Raw genomic sequence first — 15,283 nt, 5'->3', positions numbered from 1 at the left:
ATTCAGTCATTTTTCGTGCAGCCGTGCGCTGGATTCAAGACCGGATGTTACGCAAAACAGTGCGCATATTCTACTTTTATACCGGCAATAAAGTGAATAAATAATTATTTAGCATAAGTCGTATGGAATGTCACCCGGAAAAGTAAGATTAAAATTGTACGCAAAGATGTCACGGGTTAATTTATGATAAAGCAAATGCTGAGAACACCATTAAAATATGAAAGTTCAGTGCAGTTTCTACGGTATCCGGTAATTTCCGGCGGCTGGCAGTTTTTCCCATCTTCATCGCTAATTGGACTCGATTGAAAAATCCTTTGTTAAAACTGGTTATTGTTTTTCTGCTGGGCATGCTGACCGTGCTCGGTTTTGCGCCTTTCTATCTTTTTCCGGTGCCGGTCATCACCGTGGCTGTATTACTGGGATTGTGCCACAAAAGCCAAAGCCCGCTGAAAAATGCCGCGTTGGGATTCGGTTTCGGCATGGGACTGTTCAGCGCCGGGGTCACCTGGATTTACGTCAGTTTGCACGATTTTGGCGCCATGCCGATGCCCATTGCGGTGGTTGCATTGATCGTACTCTGCGCTTACCTGTCGCTGTTTCCGGCTGTGGGCTTTTGGCTTCTGACCCGCTCCCGCCTGACTTCGCCTTTTCTTTGGGCATCGCTGGCTGCGGCTCTATGGGTGCTGTCGGAATGGTTGCGCGGCACGTTGTTTACCGGTTTTCCCTGGCTGGCGCTGGGCTATTCGCAAGCACCGTTCAGTCCCTTGGCGGGTTTTGCGCCGGTTTTCGGTGTTTACGGTATTTCGTTTTTGCTGATATTCAGCGCGGCCCTGCTTTTCTTCTGGTTTGATCAGGGGATTAAAAAATGGCGCTACGCCCTGCCTTTGCTGCTGATGTGGTGCGGCGGGTATGGCTTGCAGTTGATCGACTGGGTTAAACCGGAAGGAGAACCGGTTAGCGTGAGTTTGCTGCAAGGTAATATTCCGCAAGATATGAAGTGGCGTGAAGATCACCTGGAAAGCACCATGCAAACATACGCCAAGCTGATCGTGGAAAGCGATAGCCGCTTGATCGTGACGCCAGAAATTTCCATTCCGTTGTTCAGCGATACTGTGCCGCCACTGTATTTGTCGTATCTGGCCGAGCATGCCAGGAATAACAACGGCGACGTGTTGATCGGCCTGGCCGAGCGCACAACGCATAACGGCAACGAATATTACAACACCATGTTCAGCTTCGGTTCCGCGCCGGAACAGAGTTACCGCAAGCATCACCTGGTTCCCTTCGGTGAATACATTCCCTTCAAACCGCTTTTTGGCTGGGTGATTCAAGTGCTGCAAATTCCGCTGTCCGATTTCTCGCGCGGCGGTTTGGATCAGCAGCCGATGAATTTAGCCGGGCAGCGCGTCGCGATCAATATTTGTTACGAAGACGTGTTCGGCGAGGAAATCATCTATCAATTGCCGCAAGCGACGATGCTGGTCAATGTCAGTAACGATGCCTGGTTCGGCCGCTCGATCGGGCCGCAGCAACACTTGCAGATTTCGCAAATGCGCGCCTTGGAAACCGGACGCTACATGCTGCGCGCCACCAATACCGGCGTGACCGCGATCATCGACGAGCGCGGCAGGGTGTTGCAAACCATCGAAATTTTCACCACCGCGGCGCTGCATGGATTGGCGCAAGGCTTTACCGGCGCGACACCGTATGTGCGCATGGGAAATTACCCGGTGCTAGGGCTGGCCGGGTTGTTATTGTGCATCGGTTTGCTATCCGCCTTCCGCGCGGCATGGAAAACCCGGTAAAATCCGCATAATTTTTCTTTTAATGGCGATAAAACTCGACTTTTCATGCCGACATTGACCTTCCAGGAAATAATCCTGACCTTGCAACAGTATTGGAACGAGCAGGGATGCGCGATTTTGCAGCCATACGATATGGAAGTGGGCGCGGGCACCAGCCATACCGCCACGTTTCTTCGCGCCATCGGCCCCGAACCGTGGAAAGCCGCTTATGTGCAACCGGCGCGCCGCCCCAAAGACGGCCGTTACGGCGACAATCCCAATCGTTTGCAGCATTATTATCAGTTTCAGGTGGTGCTGAAACCGGCGCCGAAAAACATTCTGGATTTGTATCTCGATTCGCTGCGCTTATTGGGGTTTGATTTGACGCAGAATGACGTGCGTCTGGTCGAGGACGATTGGGAAAATCCGACCTTGGGCGCGTGGGGATTGGGCTGGGAAACCTGGCTGAACGGCATGGAGGTCACGCAATTCACCTATTTCCAGCAAGTCGGCGGTATCGATTGCAAACCCATCACCGGTGAAATCACCTACGGATTGGAACGTCTGGCGATGTATTTGCAGGGTGTGGAAAGCGTGTTCGATCTAACCTGGACCAAAGGATTGACATACCGCGACGTGTATCATCAAAACGAAGTCGAGCAATCCAAATATAACTTTGAGTACAGCGACACCGAATTTCTGTTTCTGGCGTTCGGCAAGCACGAAGCGCAAGCCAATCACCTCATTGAACAGCAATTGGCGCTTCCGGCCTACGAGCAAGTGTTGAAAGCAGCGCATACATTCAATTTGCTCGATGCGCGCGGCGCGATTTCCGTCACCGAGCGCGCCGCGTATATCGGGCGCATCCGCAATCTGTCGCGGCAGGTCGCCAAAGCGTATTACGACAGCCGTAAAAACCTCAATCCGCCGTTCCCGATGGCGCCGCGCGAATGGGTCGCACAAATGCCCGACATGCAGGAATCCGCATCATGAGCAAGAATCTGCTGGTTGAATTATTGGTCGAGGAATTGCCGCCCAAATCGCTGAAACAATTGGGCGCCAGTTTTGCGCAATTGCTGGCTGACAGCCTGAAAGCGCAAGGGCTGATCGCGCACGACGCAACCATCACACCGTATGCAACCCCGAGACGATTGGCGGTGCATATCGTCAATGTTGCCGATCAAGCGGCCGATCAAGCAGTCACGCAAAAACTGATGCCGGTCAAAGTCGGTCTGGATGCGGAAGGCCAGGCCACACCGCCGTTATTGAAAAAACTGGCCAGCCTCGGCGCGGATGCCTCGGTCGTGCCGCAGCTCAAACGTGCGCTGGATGGCAAAACCGAAACGCTGTTCTGGGATACCACCGTGACAGGCATCGCGCTGACCGATGGACTGCAAAAAGCGTTAGAGGAAGCGATTGGTAAACTACCGATTCCCAAAGTGATGACTTACCAATTGGCGGACGGCTGGAGCAGCGTCAATTTTGTGCGTCCAGCGCACGCGCTGACTGCATTGCACGGTGCGGACATCGTTCCGGTGAATATTCTCGGTCTGCAAGCCGGGCGGGAAACCCAGGGGCATCGCTTTGAGGCGAAAGTAAATCCCATCGTATTGCACAATGCCGATAGTTACGCGCAACAACTGGCCACCGAAGGCGCAGTGCTCGCCGGTTTCGCCGAGCGTCGCGCGGAAATCGCACGCCAGCTGGCAGCCGCTGCCGCGCAGCAGCATCTCACACCGGTCAACGACGAGGCTTTACTGGACGAAGTTACCGCGCTGGTCGAACATCCCAATGTGCTGGTTGGCACATTCGACGCGGAGTTCCTGCAAGTACCGCAGGAATGCCTGATTCTGACCATGAAAGCGAACCAGAAATACTTCCCGCTGCTCGACGCACAAGGAAAACTGGCCAACAAATTCCTGCTGGTTTCCAATATCCGCCCGTCCGATCCGGCCCACGTCATCACCGGTAACGAACGCGTAGTGCGCTCACGCCTTGCCGATGCCAAGTTTTTCTTCGATCAGGATCGCAAAAAAACGCTGGCATCGCGCTTGCCGGAATTGGATAAAGTGGTTTATCACAACAAAGCGTATACACAAGGAAAACGCATACACTCTGTTTGCGCCATCGCCAAAATGATTGGCGCACAGTTAGGAGGCAATGAGCTGGCCGATCAGGCCGTTAAGGCTTCTAAGTTGGCCAAGGCAGACTTGCTGACCGACATGGTCGGTGAATTTCCTGAACTGCAAGGCATCATGGGGCGCTATTACGCACAGCATGAAGGTTTAAGCGATGCTATTGCATTTGCCATCGAAGATCAGTACAAACCGCGTTTTGCCGGTGACGAATTGCCGCGTAACCCGGCGGGTATTTGTCTGGCGCTTGCGGATAAACTGGAAACACTAGTGATCATGTTCATAATCGGTGAAGTACCAACCGGCGACAAAGATCCGTTTGCGTTGCGCCGTCATGCATTGGGAGTCATTCGCATTCTGATCGAAAAAAACCTGGCTCATTTTGAATTGAATCAATTAATCGATCAGACTTATCGAGAAATATTGAGTATCACCGCGATTCCGAATCTACAAGGGGTTTTTCTGAAATTGCCCCCTAATCTGGAAGAATTACTGCTGCAATTGAAGAAATTTGTCTGGGAACGCCTCGTTGGTTATTTGCGCGAACAAGGCTACACCGCACAAGAAGTCGACGCCGTACTCAGTTTGAATCCTCAGCATTTAAGCGATATCCCGAAACGTCTTGCTGCCGTGCGGGCGTTTGCCGCACTGCCGGAAGCGGTCAGTCTGGCGGCGGCCAACAAGCGCGTCGGCAATATTCTTAAAAAGACCGAAAGCGCTATCCCTGATGCCGTCGATCCTGATGGGTTGCCGGAAGCCGATGAGCAAGCGCTTTATCAAGCGTTGCAAGGCATTGAACCGAAGACCAAAGAAGCTTTTGCCACTGGTGATTACACCGCTTCGCTGCAACTGCTGGCAACGTTGAAAACTCCGGTCGATACCTTTTTCGATCACGTGATGGTGAACGTCGACGATGAAAAATTGCGTAACAACCGCCTTGCTTTGCTGAAGCAACTGCACCAGACGATGAATCAAATCGCCGATCTTTCAAAACTGGCCAGCTGACATGAAACTGATCATCCTCGATCAAACCGGCGTAATTAATCAGAGCAGCGGCACGTTTATCAAAACGCCGGACGAATGGATCGCGATTCCCGGCAGCCTGGAAGCGATTGCCCGCTTGACGCATGCCGGGTATCGCGTGGTCATCGCCACCAACCAATCGGGCATCGGGCGCGGTTTGCTCGATATGGCGACTTACAACGCCATCAATGACAAAATGTACAAGGCCGTCCATCTCGCAGGCGGGCGCATCGATGCCATATTCTTTTGCCCGCATACCAACGCGGATAAATGTTCGTGCCGCAAACCGGCCACCGGTTTGTTTGGTGAAATCATGCAGCGCTACGGTGTTAATTTAAAAAATATCCCTGCCGTCGGCGATTCGTTGAAGGATTTACAAGCGGCTGCGGCAATCGGCGCGATACCGATGCTGGTGCTGACCGGCAATGGAGAAACGACACGCGCCGCTCAGGAAATTCCCGCGCATACGCAGATTTTCGCCAATCTCGCCGCCGTAGCGGATGCGCTGGCCGGAGAAGAATAAGAGTGGCCATTTTCCGTTCGGCGCTGTATATGCTGCTGCAAATCATCATTACGCCGCCGTATGCCATTTTTACGCTCGCTTGTTTTCCACTGTCGCCGCATAACCGCTACCGCGTGACTTCGAGCTGGACGCGCATCATGCTGTTTCTGCTGTGCAATCTGTGCGGCATCCGCTATCGCATCATTGGTGCGGAGAATATTCCGAAAACCCCGAGCATCGTGTTATCCAAACACCAATCGGCGTGGGAAACCTTGGCTTTCCAGGAAATCTTTCCGCCGCAAGTGTGGGTGTTGAAAAAAGAACTGCTGCGCATTCCGTTTTTTGGCTGGGGGCTGGCAATGACCAGCCCGATAGCGATTGACCGCAGCGCGCGGAAGAAAGCCTTGGAACAAATTGTCGAGCAAGGCAAGGACCGTTTGCAACAGGGATTCTGGATCGTGATCTTTCCCGAAGGCACGCGCATCCCGCCGGGACAACGCGGCAAATACCGCATCGGCGGCGCCTGGCTGGCGACGCACACCAATGTGCCGGTGGTGCCGGTCGCGCACAATGCCGGTGAGTTGTGGGGAAGGAATTCTTTCGTCAAACACCCTGGCACCATTACCGTCAGCATCGGCCAGCCGATCGATCCCACCGGCATGGAAGCCGGGGAACTAAACGCGCAAGTGGAAGCCTGGATCGAGGCTGAAATGCTGCGTATCGGCCGGAAAAACCCGCAAGAACCGTAACCATGCTCGTGCAAGCCACCACGACGCTCAACGGCCGGGAAATTACCTACACACTCAAACGTTGCCAGCGCAAATCGATCGGTTTACAAATTGATCACCACGGTTTGCGCATCAGCGTGCCGCTGCAAACCGCACTCCCGCACATCGATACCGTTCTGCGGGAAAAAGCCGGCTGGATCACAAAAAAGCTCGATCAATGGCAAACCAAAAAAAGCCTCGCATTGACGTGGACGCATGATGCGGCCTATCCGTTGCTCGGCGAACCGTGGCGCATCGCACTGAAACCATCCGGCGAGATCGAAATGGTGCGGCAATTTACCTGTGAAGCAGCGCAACAATCCCTAGTGCAACTCAGTCTCCGCCAAATCGAGCGATTCGTCATGGCCTGGTACGGCCAGCAAGCGATTGCCTGCTTCAAAGAGCGCATTGCCATCTACGCCCCGGCATTGCATGTACCCCCGCCGCCGTTCCGCCTGTCTCGCGCCAAAACCCGCTGGGGCAGCTGCAACAGCCGTGGTCTTGTCACGCTCAACTGGCGCTTGATCCAACTGCCACTGCATTTGATCGACTACGTCGTCGTACATGAACTGGCGCATCTGATTGAAATGAATCACTCGAAGGCGTTTTGGGGACTGGTCGGAACGATTTACCCCGATTATCAGGCTGCCCGGAAAATGCTCAAAAACTATGGTTGATCTCTTGTTTTGCAGGAAAAAAATAGCTTTATGCGTATAATGGGCGCCTATTCAATACAAGTTTTAGTAACCAATAATCATCTTGATTATTAGAAGTTTTCTAATTTTGCAATCACCAAAGCGAGGATAAACATAACATGCGCGTTTTAAAAGATACCGTGGTCTCACTCAACTATGAATTGTCGGACGCTTCGGGAAAAGTTCTGGAGAAAACCGATACACCGATCAGTTATTTACACGGTGGTTATGGCGGTATTTTTCCCTTGGTTGAAGAAGCGTTGCATGAAAAGGAGATTGGTCATTCCTGCACGGTTTCGATGGAGCCGGAAGATACTTTCGGTGAGTATGACGCTGAATTAATTCGCGTGGAACCACGCAATTCATTCCCCGATAATGTGGCAATCGGCATGCACTTCGAAGGCGGCGCGGAAGATTCCGATGATTTTATTCTCTACAAAGTCACTGACGTCACGGAAGACTCGGTTATTGTCGACGGTAACCACCCCTTTGCCGGGATGCGATTGAATTTTGCCTGCACCGTGACAGATGTGCGTCCGGCTACGGAAGAAGAAATCGCGCACGAGCATGTTCACGGTGCGCACGGGCATGAGCATTAATGCAGCAAAAATTGCACTGGGGTGATAAAAGTCAGCTGTTATCCGCAGTACCCAGGGCTTCTTTCAATAAATAGAGTTGTTCCAATGCCTGCCGGGGATTCAATTCGTCCGGCGAAAGATTTTGCAGCATGGTAATGACGGGATGTTCTTGCACGCTTTCCTCTTGCGGCCCGGCAATCGAAACAGAAAACAGATCCAATTGCGGTTCTTGCTTCACACTTTCCTGTTCCAACTTGATCAAGTGTTTCTTCGCCAGCTTGATCACCGCTTCGGGAACGCCTGCAAGTGCAGCCACTTGCAGGCCGTAACTTTGACTGGCGGGTCCTTCGGCAACTTTGTGCAGAAAAACAATGCGGTGCTTATACTCGACCGCATCCAAATGCACGTTTTGGAGCTGCTTGAATTCTTCCGCAAGCTTGGTCAATTCAAAATAATGCGTGGCAAAAAGAGTAAAACTGCGGTTCTTGACCAGTAGATGACGCGCAATGGCAAATGCCAGAGCCAAACCATCAAATGTCGACGTGCCGCGCCCGACTTCGTCCATCAACACCAGGCTGTGCGCGGTGGCGTTATGCAGAATATTGGCGGTTTCGGTCATTTCCACCATGAACGTCGAGCGTCCGCTGGCCAGATCGTCGGCAGCACCGATGCGGGTAAAGATTTGATCCAGCATTCCAATGTGCACTGCTTTCGCCGGCACATAACTGCCGCAATGCGCCAGCAAGGCAATCAGCGCGATTTGCCGCATGTAGGTTGATTTACCGCCCATGTTGGGACCGGTAATCATCAGCATACGCGGTTTTCCACTATGCTCGCCACCCAGTTGCACATCATTGGCGACGAAGTTTTCCACCTGCTGTTCCACCACCGGATGGCGGCCGGTGTCGATGGTAAACACATCCTCACCGGTTAACTGCGGAGCGGCATAATCGAGGGCTTGCGCACGTTCGGCAAATGCGCACAGAACATCGATTTCCGCAACGCTCGCGGCGATTTTTTGCAGCGCATGAATATACTGGGCGAGCGCGTTCAATAATCCCTCGTACAAATATTTTTCCCGCGCCAGCGCCCGGTCCTGTGCAGACAAGGCTTTATCTTCAAAGGTCTTCAATTCCGGCGTGATGTAGCGTTCGGCATTCTTTAATGTTTGCCTGCGCCGGTAATCGGCGGGGATTTTCTCGCTGTGCGCATGCGTAACTTCGATATAAAAACCATGCACACGGTTATATTCCACCTTCAGATTGGGAATGCCGGTGCGTTCCTTTTCGCGTATTTCCAGTTGCAACAGAAATTCACCGCAATTGTTTTGCAGCGCACGCAGCTCATCCAGCTCGGCGTCAAAACCGTCGGCAATGACATTACCTTCGCGCAACACCACGCCCGGCTCCGGCAGCAACGCTTTGCTCAGTAACTCCACCACCGCCGGTTCAATCTGCATGTCGTGAAGCAATTGACCGATGCGCTCGCTGTTACAGTGAGCGGTAGCCAGGATGACTTGCGGCAGCAGCTTCAAACTGTCACGCAAACCCGATAAATCCCTTGGCCGCGCCGATTTCAGCGCAATACGCGCGGTTATCCGTTCGATATCGGCACATTGCCGCAGCAGAACGCGCACTGCCGCAAAATGATGCTGCCCGTTTTCTCCGGTCAATGCTGCCACGCTATCGAGCCGCTGTTGAATGACGGCGCGATCGCGTAGCGGATGATGCAGCCAGAATTGCAGCAAACGGCTGCCCATATTGGTGGCGCAAGTGTCGAGCAACGACAGTAACGTCGGCGATCGCTCGGCGCGTATCGTTTCGGAAATTTCCAAATTGCGGCGCGTTGCGGCATCCATGCGCACATAAATGCTTTCCCGCTCCGCTTGCAACGACGAAATATGGGGCGCGGCCGATCCCTGCGTCAGGCGCGTGTATTCCAATAATGCCCCGGCGGCGCACAGCGCGGTGGACAAATCCTCGCAACCGAAGCCGCTGAGATCATGGGTTGCAAATTGCCGCGTCAGCGTATTGCGCGTGCTGTCATGATCGAACTGCCACAGCGGCAAACGCTTCAACGCCCAGTTTCTTCCTTGTATTTCGGGCAAATTCAATGACTCGGGCAAAAGAATCTCCGCCGGTTGCAAGCGTTCCAGCTCGCTGAGCAGATTGTGCGGCGCCGTTTCCAGCACGCGCAACTGCCCCGCCGCGAGATTCAACCAAGCCAACCCCAAGGCCGATTCCTGTATCGACAGCGCCAATAAGATGCAATCGCGCTTATCTTCCAGCAATGCCGCATCGGTCAGCGTTCCCGGCGTGATGATGCGCGTCACTTCACGGGCTACCGGCCCCTTGCTCGTCGCCGGATCTCCGACCTGCTCGCAGATCGCAATGGATTCACCCGCTTTAACCAGCTTTGCCAGATACTGCTCGGCCGCATGGTATGGCACACCCGCCATTTTGATCGGCTCCCCGGCGGAAGCGCCGCGTTGTGTCAGCGTGATTCCCAGCAGCTTTGCCGCTTTCTCCGCATCGTCAAAAAACAATTCATAAAAATCCCCCATGCGGTAAAACATCAGCATATCCGGATGCTGCGCCTTGATGCGCAAATATTGCTGCATCATCGGCGTGTGCTGTTCCTTTGGGGTTTTCATTTATTCGTGTCAGATTATTATGGTATTGGAAAATGTATCATCCGGATGGATAAATGGAGTAGAACTGCTTAGCGCCACCTCAACATTTGTACTCCATTATAGGCAAAATTATTGAGAAAATTCCGGGAAATTGACCCGCCGGATCGTATCAAAAATGAAGCAAAGTTTAAGTGATTGAGTAAATCGAAATAATCACTATTCCAGGTATTGAGGATTATTGAAATATTTCAATCAACAAGACAAACAAACTCACAAAAAAGCTGGCTGACGCATTACACTGAAGCAATCGCAAGCGGCACGCCATTAGCGCATCGAATCAACCGGCGTGTAGAATGGAAGATGCTGCTTTGTGGCGTGAAACACTCGCAGTAATTCTTCTTTTGAATAGGCACGTATACCATGCGGACAATTCTTTTTTTGCTGGCACTGACTTTTTCCATCGCGACTTGGGCTAATGAGGATAAGGGTATGACGGATACGGAAAAACAATCACGTCAGCTGGAAAAAGCGTTAGCTCGCATACAGCAAGAATCTCAATCCATTCAACAGCAATTCATGATGATTCAAGAATTACGCCGCAATGACATGGCTGAGCCTCCCATGAATATACCGTTGCCGAGCACACCCGGGCAAAGTATTCCGGTGCCTAATTACAATAATTTAATGCAGCAGAAACAAGAAAGGGATCAACGGATTGAAAAATATACAGCCGACTTAAACCGGCTGTATGCGCGCTTCACGGAACTGGAAAATGAAAAACAGGTTATCCTGGAACAAATAAGATCACTGGAACAAAAAACGGAAGAATGACTATCATCAGCGGTGCTACTGCTACTTTCCTTCAAAATTCTTGAACCAGATGTCATAAATTTCGTCCGACCATAGGGATTTGATCCAGACAATCACATCATCCACCTGCTGTTCGGTCAGCTTACCCTCCCATGCTGGCATGGAACCAATTTCAAGCGGTGTTCCTTTGAGTATCGTTTTTTTCAAAACATCGGTCGAATGATGCCAGGCATGCGCGGTGCTATCCAATGGCGGTGGCGGATATTTTCCATCCGGGCCAGGTTTACGCCATTCCGGAGTCGCTTCACCGTTAGGCCCATGGCATCCAATGCAATTGGCGTTGTAGACACTCTCACCGCGTTTGATTTGCGCTTGATCCAAATTCCGCTTTATTAAGCCTGTCTTGCTATCGACCTGATGCTGACCGGAAGAAACGCCGGGCAGCGGAGAATTACCGCAGCCCAGCATCGTTGCAGCAAAAATGCAGAGCACCACATTACGGACGATCATGAAAAAGCCGCTGCTACTTCAAGCGCATCACAGAACCGCTTTTCTCCGGCTCAGCATTAACCGGTTCGGCTTCTTGCGAGGCTTTCTTGGCAAAAGGGTCGTAGCGGTGATAGATCTTCGTATCCTTGCGCGCTTGATCCCGTTCTTCGATCAGCAGAACATTATAGGGATCGACCCGCCCGCTGCCTTCCATGCCCGGTGTACCATGCGGCATATCGGGAACGGATAATCCAACCGCCTTCGGTTTTTCTTTCAATAAGCGGATGATGTCCGGCGCCGGTACATGCCCTTCAATCGCATAACCGTTGATCAACGCGGTATGGCAAGAGCCGAGGGATTCGGAAATACCCGATTTTTTGCGGATTTCCTTATTGCCCACATCGTGCGTTTTTACGGTAAAACCGTGATCGCGCATGTGATCGACCCATTTAGCGCAACAGCCGCAGGTCGGGCTTTTATAAACATCAACCGTGGTCGTAGCGGCTGCTTGCGCAGCAACACCCAACAATCCGGCTGCCAGTATCGCACCTATTCGTAATTTCATTTTTTCTCCACAATGATTGTTCCATGCATCTTCTTAAAATGGCCCGGCAACGGGCAGGCAAAATCAATCGTTCCTACACGCGTGAATTGCCAGATCAATTCTTTTTGCTCGCCCGGCTCCAGTTGCAGCAAATGAGCTTCGGAGTGCTCCTTATCAGGATACATGCGCCGCATATTAGCAACTTTTTTCAACTCTGCCATCGAACCCAGCAACATTTCATGCGGGTGATTGCCACCATTTTTCACCACAAACCGGATCGTTTCGCCTTCACTTACTTTGACTTCAGCCGGTAAAAACATATTATCCACTTGGGTCAGCTTGATGATACGGGATACTTTGTCGGCATCACCCAGCCTGCCAATATCCACTTCAACATTGGAATAGTTAGTATTCGAGTAACTACCGGTTGAAAACAAGACCAGGACCACAAATGGTATAATCCCGTTCATAGAATGCTCCTGAAATAATTCCCGAACCTGTTTATCCGTCTTGATTAGAATCCGGCTATGCTAAATTGTTCCACTTTATTTGTCTAATATTCCGCCACCAGTATCGTGCATTTTACCGGGTTAAGAAGGTCATTTTCATCCACTGGAATCTCATAAAGTATGCAACAAAAACAACAATATAATACCAATAAGCTGCAAAAACGCTTGCGGCGGCTGACCGGTACTGCAATTGCTGATTTCAATATGATCGAGGCCGGTGACCGGGTGATGGTCTGTTTGTCCGGTGGCAAGGATAGTTATGCTTTATTGGATATCCTGCGCAATCTGCAAGCGCATGCGCCATTGGAATTTGAGCTGATCGCGGTCAATCTGGATCAAAAGCAACCCGGTTTTCCCGAGCAGGTACTGCCCAACTACCTGACGGAAATCGGCATGCCTTTCCGTATCGTCGAACAAGATACTTACAGCGTTGTAAAGCGCGTCATCGCGGAAGGGAAAACCACGTGCAGCCTTTGCTCGCGTTTGCGCCGCGGCGTGCTTTACCGGGTTGCCAGCGAATTGGGCGCGACCAAAATCGCATTGGGGCATCATCGCGATGATATCCTCGTAACCTTGTTTCTGAATATGTTTTATGGCGGAAAACTGAAAGCGATGCCACCCAAACTGGTTAGCGACGACGGCAAGCATATCGTTATCCGCCCGCTAGCTTACTGCAAGGAAAAGGATTTGGCGGCATATGCGGCAATGGCGGGTTTTCCGATTATTCCTTGCAACTTATGCGGATCACAACCGAACTTGCAACGCCAGGTCATCAAAGAAATGATGCAACAATGGGACAAAAAATTCCCCGGCCGCCTGGAAACCATGTTCCGTTCCTTACAAAACGTTCAACTATCGCATCTGGCCGATACTTCCCGCTATGATTTCTTCAATCTGAAAGCGCAAGACCAACCTTTTATCGACGGGGACACGGCGTTCGATGAAGAAACTTTCGAACCCAATATCGAAGAAATGCTAACCCCTGGCGCGGAAGAAGCAGATGATCGTTCGCTCGTTTCTTCATCGTGACCGGCGATTTCCGTGCACGGGCGGCACCCATTTGAACGTCATCGCGACCAAACCGGCAAACACAATATAAATCGCTGTTAACACACCCTCCGGTACATCGTAAAACATAATGCGATGCAGCCAATGCTGAATAAAACTGCCGCCGGTTTCAACCTGGCGCAAGCTATTTTCCCATGCGGTCAACGGGCAAACGACACCCATCAAAGATTCCATCACGACCAATACAATCGCGCCAAGATGTAAATAACGAAACCACGGATTGCTGACAAAGCGCAGCTTAAACCACGCGCCCAGCCAAATGACGGGCAGGCTTCCAACCACAAACAGCACATACAAAAAATGGACGATCAGTACAATGTCAGCCAATGGCGTGTTTGATTGGGTAATTTTGCATTAACGATGACCGGCGCAACAACTCATCGCGCCATTGAGACAGGAATGAATTGCAAGTTGTATGGAAAACAAAAACTTGCAATTCATTGGCACAAACAAAATTAATAATCACCGGTTCCTTGGGTTCGCATATCATTCTTGATAAACCGGATGCCACTGACACCGCGTGCAACCGCCATCGCTCTATCGATATCGTCGCGAGAATTGACGGTACCGCTGAGTTCGACCACGCCCTTCACGGTTCTGACATTGATTTCGAAAGGCCGCAAGGAGAGCTCATCGATAATGGCTTCGTGAACCTTGGTGGTGATGACAATATCATCGTATTGCTCTGTGCTTCCCTCATACTTAGGCACCGACGTGCAAGCCGGGAAGAAAGCCATCTGCGCAATTAAAAAGAAAACAACGAAACAACTATTACGATCAAGTTTTACCATGATGAGGTTCTCCTAAATGAATATTGGAAAAATATCCCTCGTCACATTTAGATTAAAGACCCTTGCGTTACTGCCTTCTGAACTTGATTCAATTCAAAATTAACAGTGTTATTGAATTCCGGTAAGTATTCGCAAAATCAGAATGCGAGGTTTTGTATGGACAGAGTAGCTCGCGCGCATATCAGTATAAAAAGCATTCCATTCCTGCAATAAATATTACCTGAATATCACGGCTAGCAATTGTTTTTTTGGAATGCTTGCGCAATAGATGCCAAACTATTAACTGGTTTTTTCTGACGGCTGCGCTGGTGAATTTTCCTTGAGTAACGGCAGAACCAATTTTTCCAGTTTTTTCAGATTGACCCGGCCTACATAGGTTTCCGCAATTTCACCGGAACGGTTAATGACCACGGTATAAGGCAATACCGACATGCGGTTGCCAGCCGCCGCAGCCAGCGACCATGCATCCATGCTGCCGACTAATACGGGATAGTTGATGCCGAATTCCTGGCTGAACATTTTCACTTTGTCAGCTTGATCCAGCGCGATGCCGACAAACACCAATCCTTGCGCGCGGTATTTTTCCTGCGCCTCGACAAACTCGGGGATTTCCTCTTGGCAGGGTGTACACCAGGTCGCCCAGAAATTCACCACCAAGACTTTTCCAAGCCACTGCGAAACGGCCTGATTTTCGCCGTGAATATCCGGTAAATTAGCTTCCAGAATGGCTTTCGCACCTTGCTGGCTCTCTGCGCTGGATAATTCAACCTGGTACGACTCCGTTAATACGGATCGCAGAAATGAACCCGCTCCCAATGCAAATAATGCGACACAAACATACAAAAAAATCTGCTTAAATTTTGACATCACGAAATCCTTTGATAGTTTTCCAGCTTGAAGAAACTTGATATTGGGTTTTAGTGCGCGCAAATACAACGCAAGAAGTTTAGATTTTG

At 51.1% G+C, this 15,283-nt stretch carries 16 protein-coding genes; 9 read left to right on the top strand and 7 right to left on the bottom strand.

The genetic code is table 11. The features are described from left to right. Nucleotides 1–347: 347 nt before the first annotated feature. The 7 genes from lnt to R2083_RS00130 all read left to right on the top strand — a co-directional run bounded on the left by lnt (nt 348) and on the right by R2083_RS00130 (nt 7,505). A complete protein-coding gene (gene lnt, locus R2083_RS00160) occupies nt 348–1,805 on the top strand; it encodes an apolipoprotein N-acyltransferase (RefSeq protein WP_317538955.1) in 1,458 nt (485 codons plus the stop codon). A 45-nt stretch (nt 1,806–1,850) separates the two neighbouring features. Beyond that, the gene (gene glyQ / locus R2083_RS00155; protein ID WP_317537115.1) at nt 1,851–2,777 is read left to right on the top strand and encodes a glycine--tRNA ligase subunit alpha; all 927 of its coding nucleotides are present in this window, start codon (nt 1,851–1,853) and stop codon (nt 2,775–2,777) included. Beyond that, nucleotides 2,774–4,924: a glycine--tRNA ligase subunit beta gene (gene glyS / locus R2083_RS00150; protein WP_317537114.1), complete on the top strand. Its 2,151-nt coding sequence runs from the start codon at nt 2,774–2,776 to the stop codon at nt 4,922–4,924. Before glyQ ends, glyS begins: the two co-directional genes overlap by 4 nt. 1 nt (nt 4,925) lies before the next feature. After that, on the top strand, nt 4,926–5,465 hold the full coding sequence (gmhB, locus tag R2083_RS00145; RefSeq protein WP_317537113.1) for a D-glycero-beta-D-manno-heptose 1,7-bisphosphate 7-phosphatase: 540 nt from the start codon (nt 4,926–4,928) through the stop codon (nt 5,463–5,465). A 2-nt stretch (nt 5,466–5,467) separates the two neighbouring features. Further along, nucleotides 5,468–6,193 carry a lysophospholipid acyltransferase family protein gene (locus R2083_RS00140; RefSeq protein ID WP_317537112.1) on the top strand — a complete coding sequence of 242 codons (726 nt, stop codon included), beginning with the start codon at nt 5,468–5,470 and terminating at the stop codon, nt 6,191–6,193. Between the two features lie 2 nt (nt 6,194–6,195). After that, nucleotides 6,196–6,888, top strand: a complete 693-nt coding sequence (locus R2083_RS00135) for a SprT family zinc-dependent metalloprotease (protein ID WP_317537111.1) — start codon at nt 6,196–6,198, stop codon at nt 6,886–6,888. A gap of 137 nt (nt 6,889–7,025) precedes the next feature. Next, nucleotides 7,026–7,505 (top strand): peptidylprolyl isomerase, encoded by a 480-nt coding sequence (locus R2083_RS00130; protein ID WP_317529572.1) that lies wholly within the window; start codon nt 7,026–7,028, stop codon nt 7,503–7,505. Nucleotides 7,506–7,536: 31 nt separating this feature from the next. Here R2083_RS00130 and mutS read toward each other — a convergent pair whose 3' ends face one another. Then, entirely contained in the window at nt 7,537–10,137 is a 2,601-nt protein-coding gene (mutS, locus tag R2083_RS00125; protein WP_317537110.1) for a DNA mismatch repair protein MutS, read from the bottom strand. 399 nt (nt 10,138–10,536) lie between these two features. Here mutS and R2083_RS00120 point away from each other — a divergent pair, with 399 nt between their 5' ends. Then, the gene (locus tag R2083_RS00120) at nt 10,537–10,947 is read left to right on the top strand and encodes a hypothetical protein (protein WP_317537109.1); all 411 of its coding nucleotides are present in this window, start codon (nt 10,537–10,539) and stop codon (nt 10,945–10,947) included. A gap of 21 nt (nt 10,948–10,968) precedes the next feature. On the opposite strand, the gene R2083_RS00115 is transcribed toward R2083_RS00120, so the two are convergent. The 3 genes from R2083_RS00115 to R2083_RS00105 are packed head-to-tail and all read right to left on the bottom strand — an operon-like array spanning nt 10,969 to nt 12,429. Then, nucleotides 10,969–11,436, bottom strand: coding sequence for a cytochrome c (locus tag R2083_RS00115; RefSeq protein ID WP_317537108.1), 468 nt, complete (start codon nt 11,434–11,436; stop codon nt 10,969–10,971). 13 nt (nt 11,437–11,449) lie between these two features. Next, the gene (locus R2083_RS00110; RefSeq protein ID WP_317537107.1) at nt 11,450–11,980 is read right to left on the bottom strand and encodes a DUF411 domain-containing protein; all 531 of its coding nucleotides are present in this window, start codon (nt 11,978–11,980) and stop codon (nt 11,450–11,452) included. Further along, a complete protein-coding gene (locus tag R2083_RS00105) occupies nt 11,977–12,429 on the bottom strand; it encodes a plastocyanin/azurin family copper-binding protein (protein ID WP_317529567.1) in 453 nt (150 codons plus the stop codon). The genes R2083_RS00110 and R2083_RS00105 overlap by 4 nt, the downstream gene beginning before the upstream one ends. 159 nt (nt 12,430–12,588) lie before the next feature. Here R2083_RS00105 and ttcA point away from each other — a divergent pair, with 159 nt between their 5' ends. Beyond that, a complete protein-coding gene (gene ttcA / locus R2083_RS00100) occupies nt 12,589–13,497 on the top strand; it encodes a tRNA 2-thiocytidine(32) synthetase TtcA (RefSeq protein ID WP_317529566.1) in 909 nt (302 codons plus the stop codon). Here the strand turns inward: ttcA and R2083_RS00095 are convergent. The 3 genes from R2083_RS00095 to R2083_RS00085 form a co-directional block, all read right to left on the bottom strand. Next, nucleotides 13,489–13,863: a DUF2784 domain-containing protein gene (locus R2083_RS00095; protein WP_317537106.1), complete on the bottom strand. Its 375-nt coding sequence runs from the start codon at nt 13,861–13,863 to the stop codon at nt 13,489–13,491. The genes ttcA and R2083_RS00095 overlap by 9 nt on opposite strands. Before the next feature lie 128 nt (nt 13,864–13,991). Continuing rightward, nucleotides 13,992–14,327: a BON domain-containing protein gene (locus tag R2083_RS00090; RefSeq protein ID WP_317529564.1), complete on the bottom strand. Its 336-nt coding sequence runs from the start codon at nt 14,325–14,327 to the stop codon at nt 13,992–13,994. 279 nt (nt 14,328–14,606) lie between these two features. Beyond that, nucleotides 14,607–15,194, bottom strand: a complete 588-nt coding sequence (locus R2083_RS00085) for a TlpA disulfide reductase family protein (RefSeq protein WP_317537105.1) — start codon at nt 15,192–15,194, stop codon at nt 14,607–14,609. Between the last annotated feature and the right edge of the window lie 89 nt (nt 15,195–15,283).

The sequence above is a fragment of the Nitrosomonas sp. Is35 genome, assembly GCF_033063295.1.
Lineage (GTDB): Bacteria > Pseudomonadota > Gammaproteobacteria > Burkholderiales > Nitrosomonadaceae > Nitrosomonas.
The sequence above is the reverse complement of the archived record's forward strand: the minus strand, read 5'-3'. Positions and strand labels throughout refer to the sequence as shown.

Coding starts and splice junctions, on each gene's coding strand:
- lnt (WP_317538955.1), top strand. CDS start 348: ATGCTGACCGTGCTCGGTTTTGCGCCTTTCTATCTTTTTCCGGTGCCG.
- R2083_RS00090 (WP_317529564.1), bottom strand. CDS start 14,327: ATGGTAAAACTTGATCGTAATAGTTGTTTCGTTGTTTTCTTTTTAATT.
- R2083_RS00130 (WP_317529572.1), top strand. CDS start 7,026: ATGCGCGTTTTAAAAGATACCGTGGTCTCACTCAACTATGAATTGTCG.
- R2083_RS00115 (WP_317537108.1), bottom strand. CDS start 11,436: ATGATCGTCCGTAATGTGGTGCTCTGCATTTTTGCTGCAACGATGCTG.
- R2083_RS00085 (WP_317537105.1), bottom strand. CDS start 15,194: ATGTCAAAATTTAAGCAGATTTTTTTGTATGTTTGTGTCGCATTATTT.
- R2083_RS00110 (WP_317537107.1), bottom strand. CDS start 11,980: ATGAAATTACGAATAGGTGCGATACTGGCAGCCGGATTGTTGGGTGTT.
- R2083_RS00135 (WP_317537111.1), top strand. CDS start 6,196: ATGCTCGTGCAAGCCACCACGACGCTCAACGGCCGGGAAATTACCTAC.
- R2083_RS00105 (WP_317529567.1), bottom strand. CDS start 12,429: ATGAACGGGATTATACCATTTGTGGTCCTGGTCTTGTTTTCAACCGGT.
- mutS (WP_317537110.1), bottom strand. CDS start 10,137: ATGAAAACCCCAAAGGAACAGCACACGCCGATGATGCAGCAATATTTG.
- gmhB (WP_317537113.1), top strand. CDS start 4,926: ATGAAACTGATCATCCTCGATCAAACCGGCGTAATTAATCAGAGCAGC.
- ttcA (WP_317529566.1), top strand. CDS start 12,589: ATGCAACAAAAACAACAATATAATACCAATAAGCTGCAAAAACGCTTG.
- glyS (WP_317537114.1), top strand. CDS start 2,774: ATGAGCAAGAATCTGCTGGTTGAATTATTGGTCGAGGAATTGCCGCCC.
- R2083_RS00120 (WP_317537109.1), top strand. CDS start 10,537: ATGCGGACAATTCTTTTTTTGCTGGCACTGACTTTTTCCATCGCGACT.
- glyQ (WP_317537115.1), top strand. CDS start 1,851: ATGCCGACATTGACCTTCCAGGAAATAATCCTGACCTTGCAACAGTAT.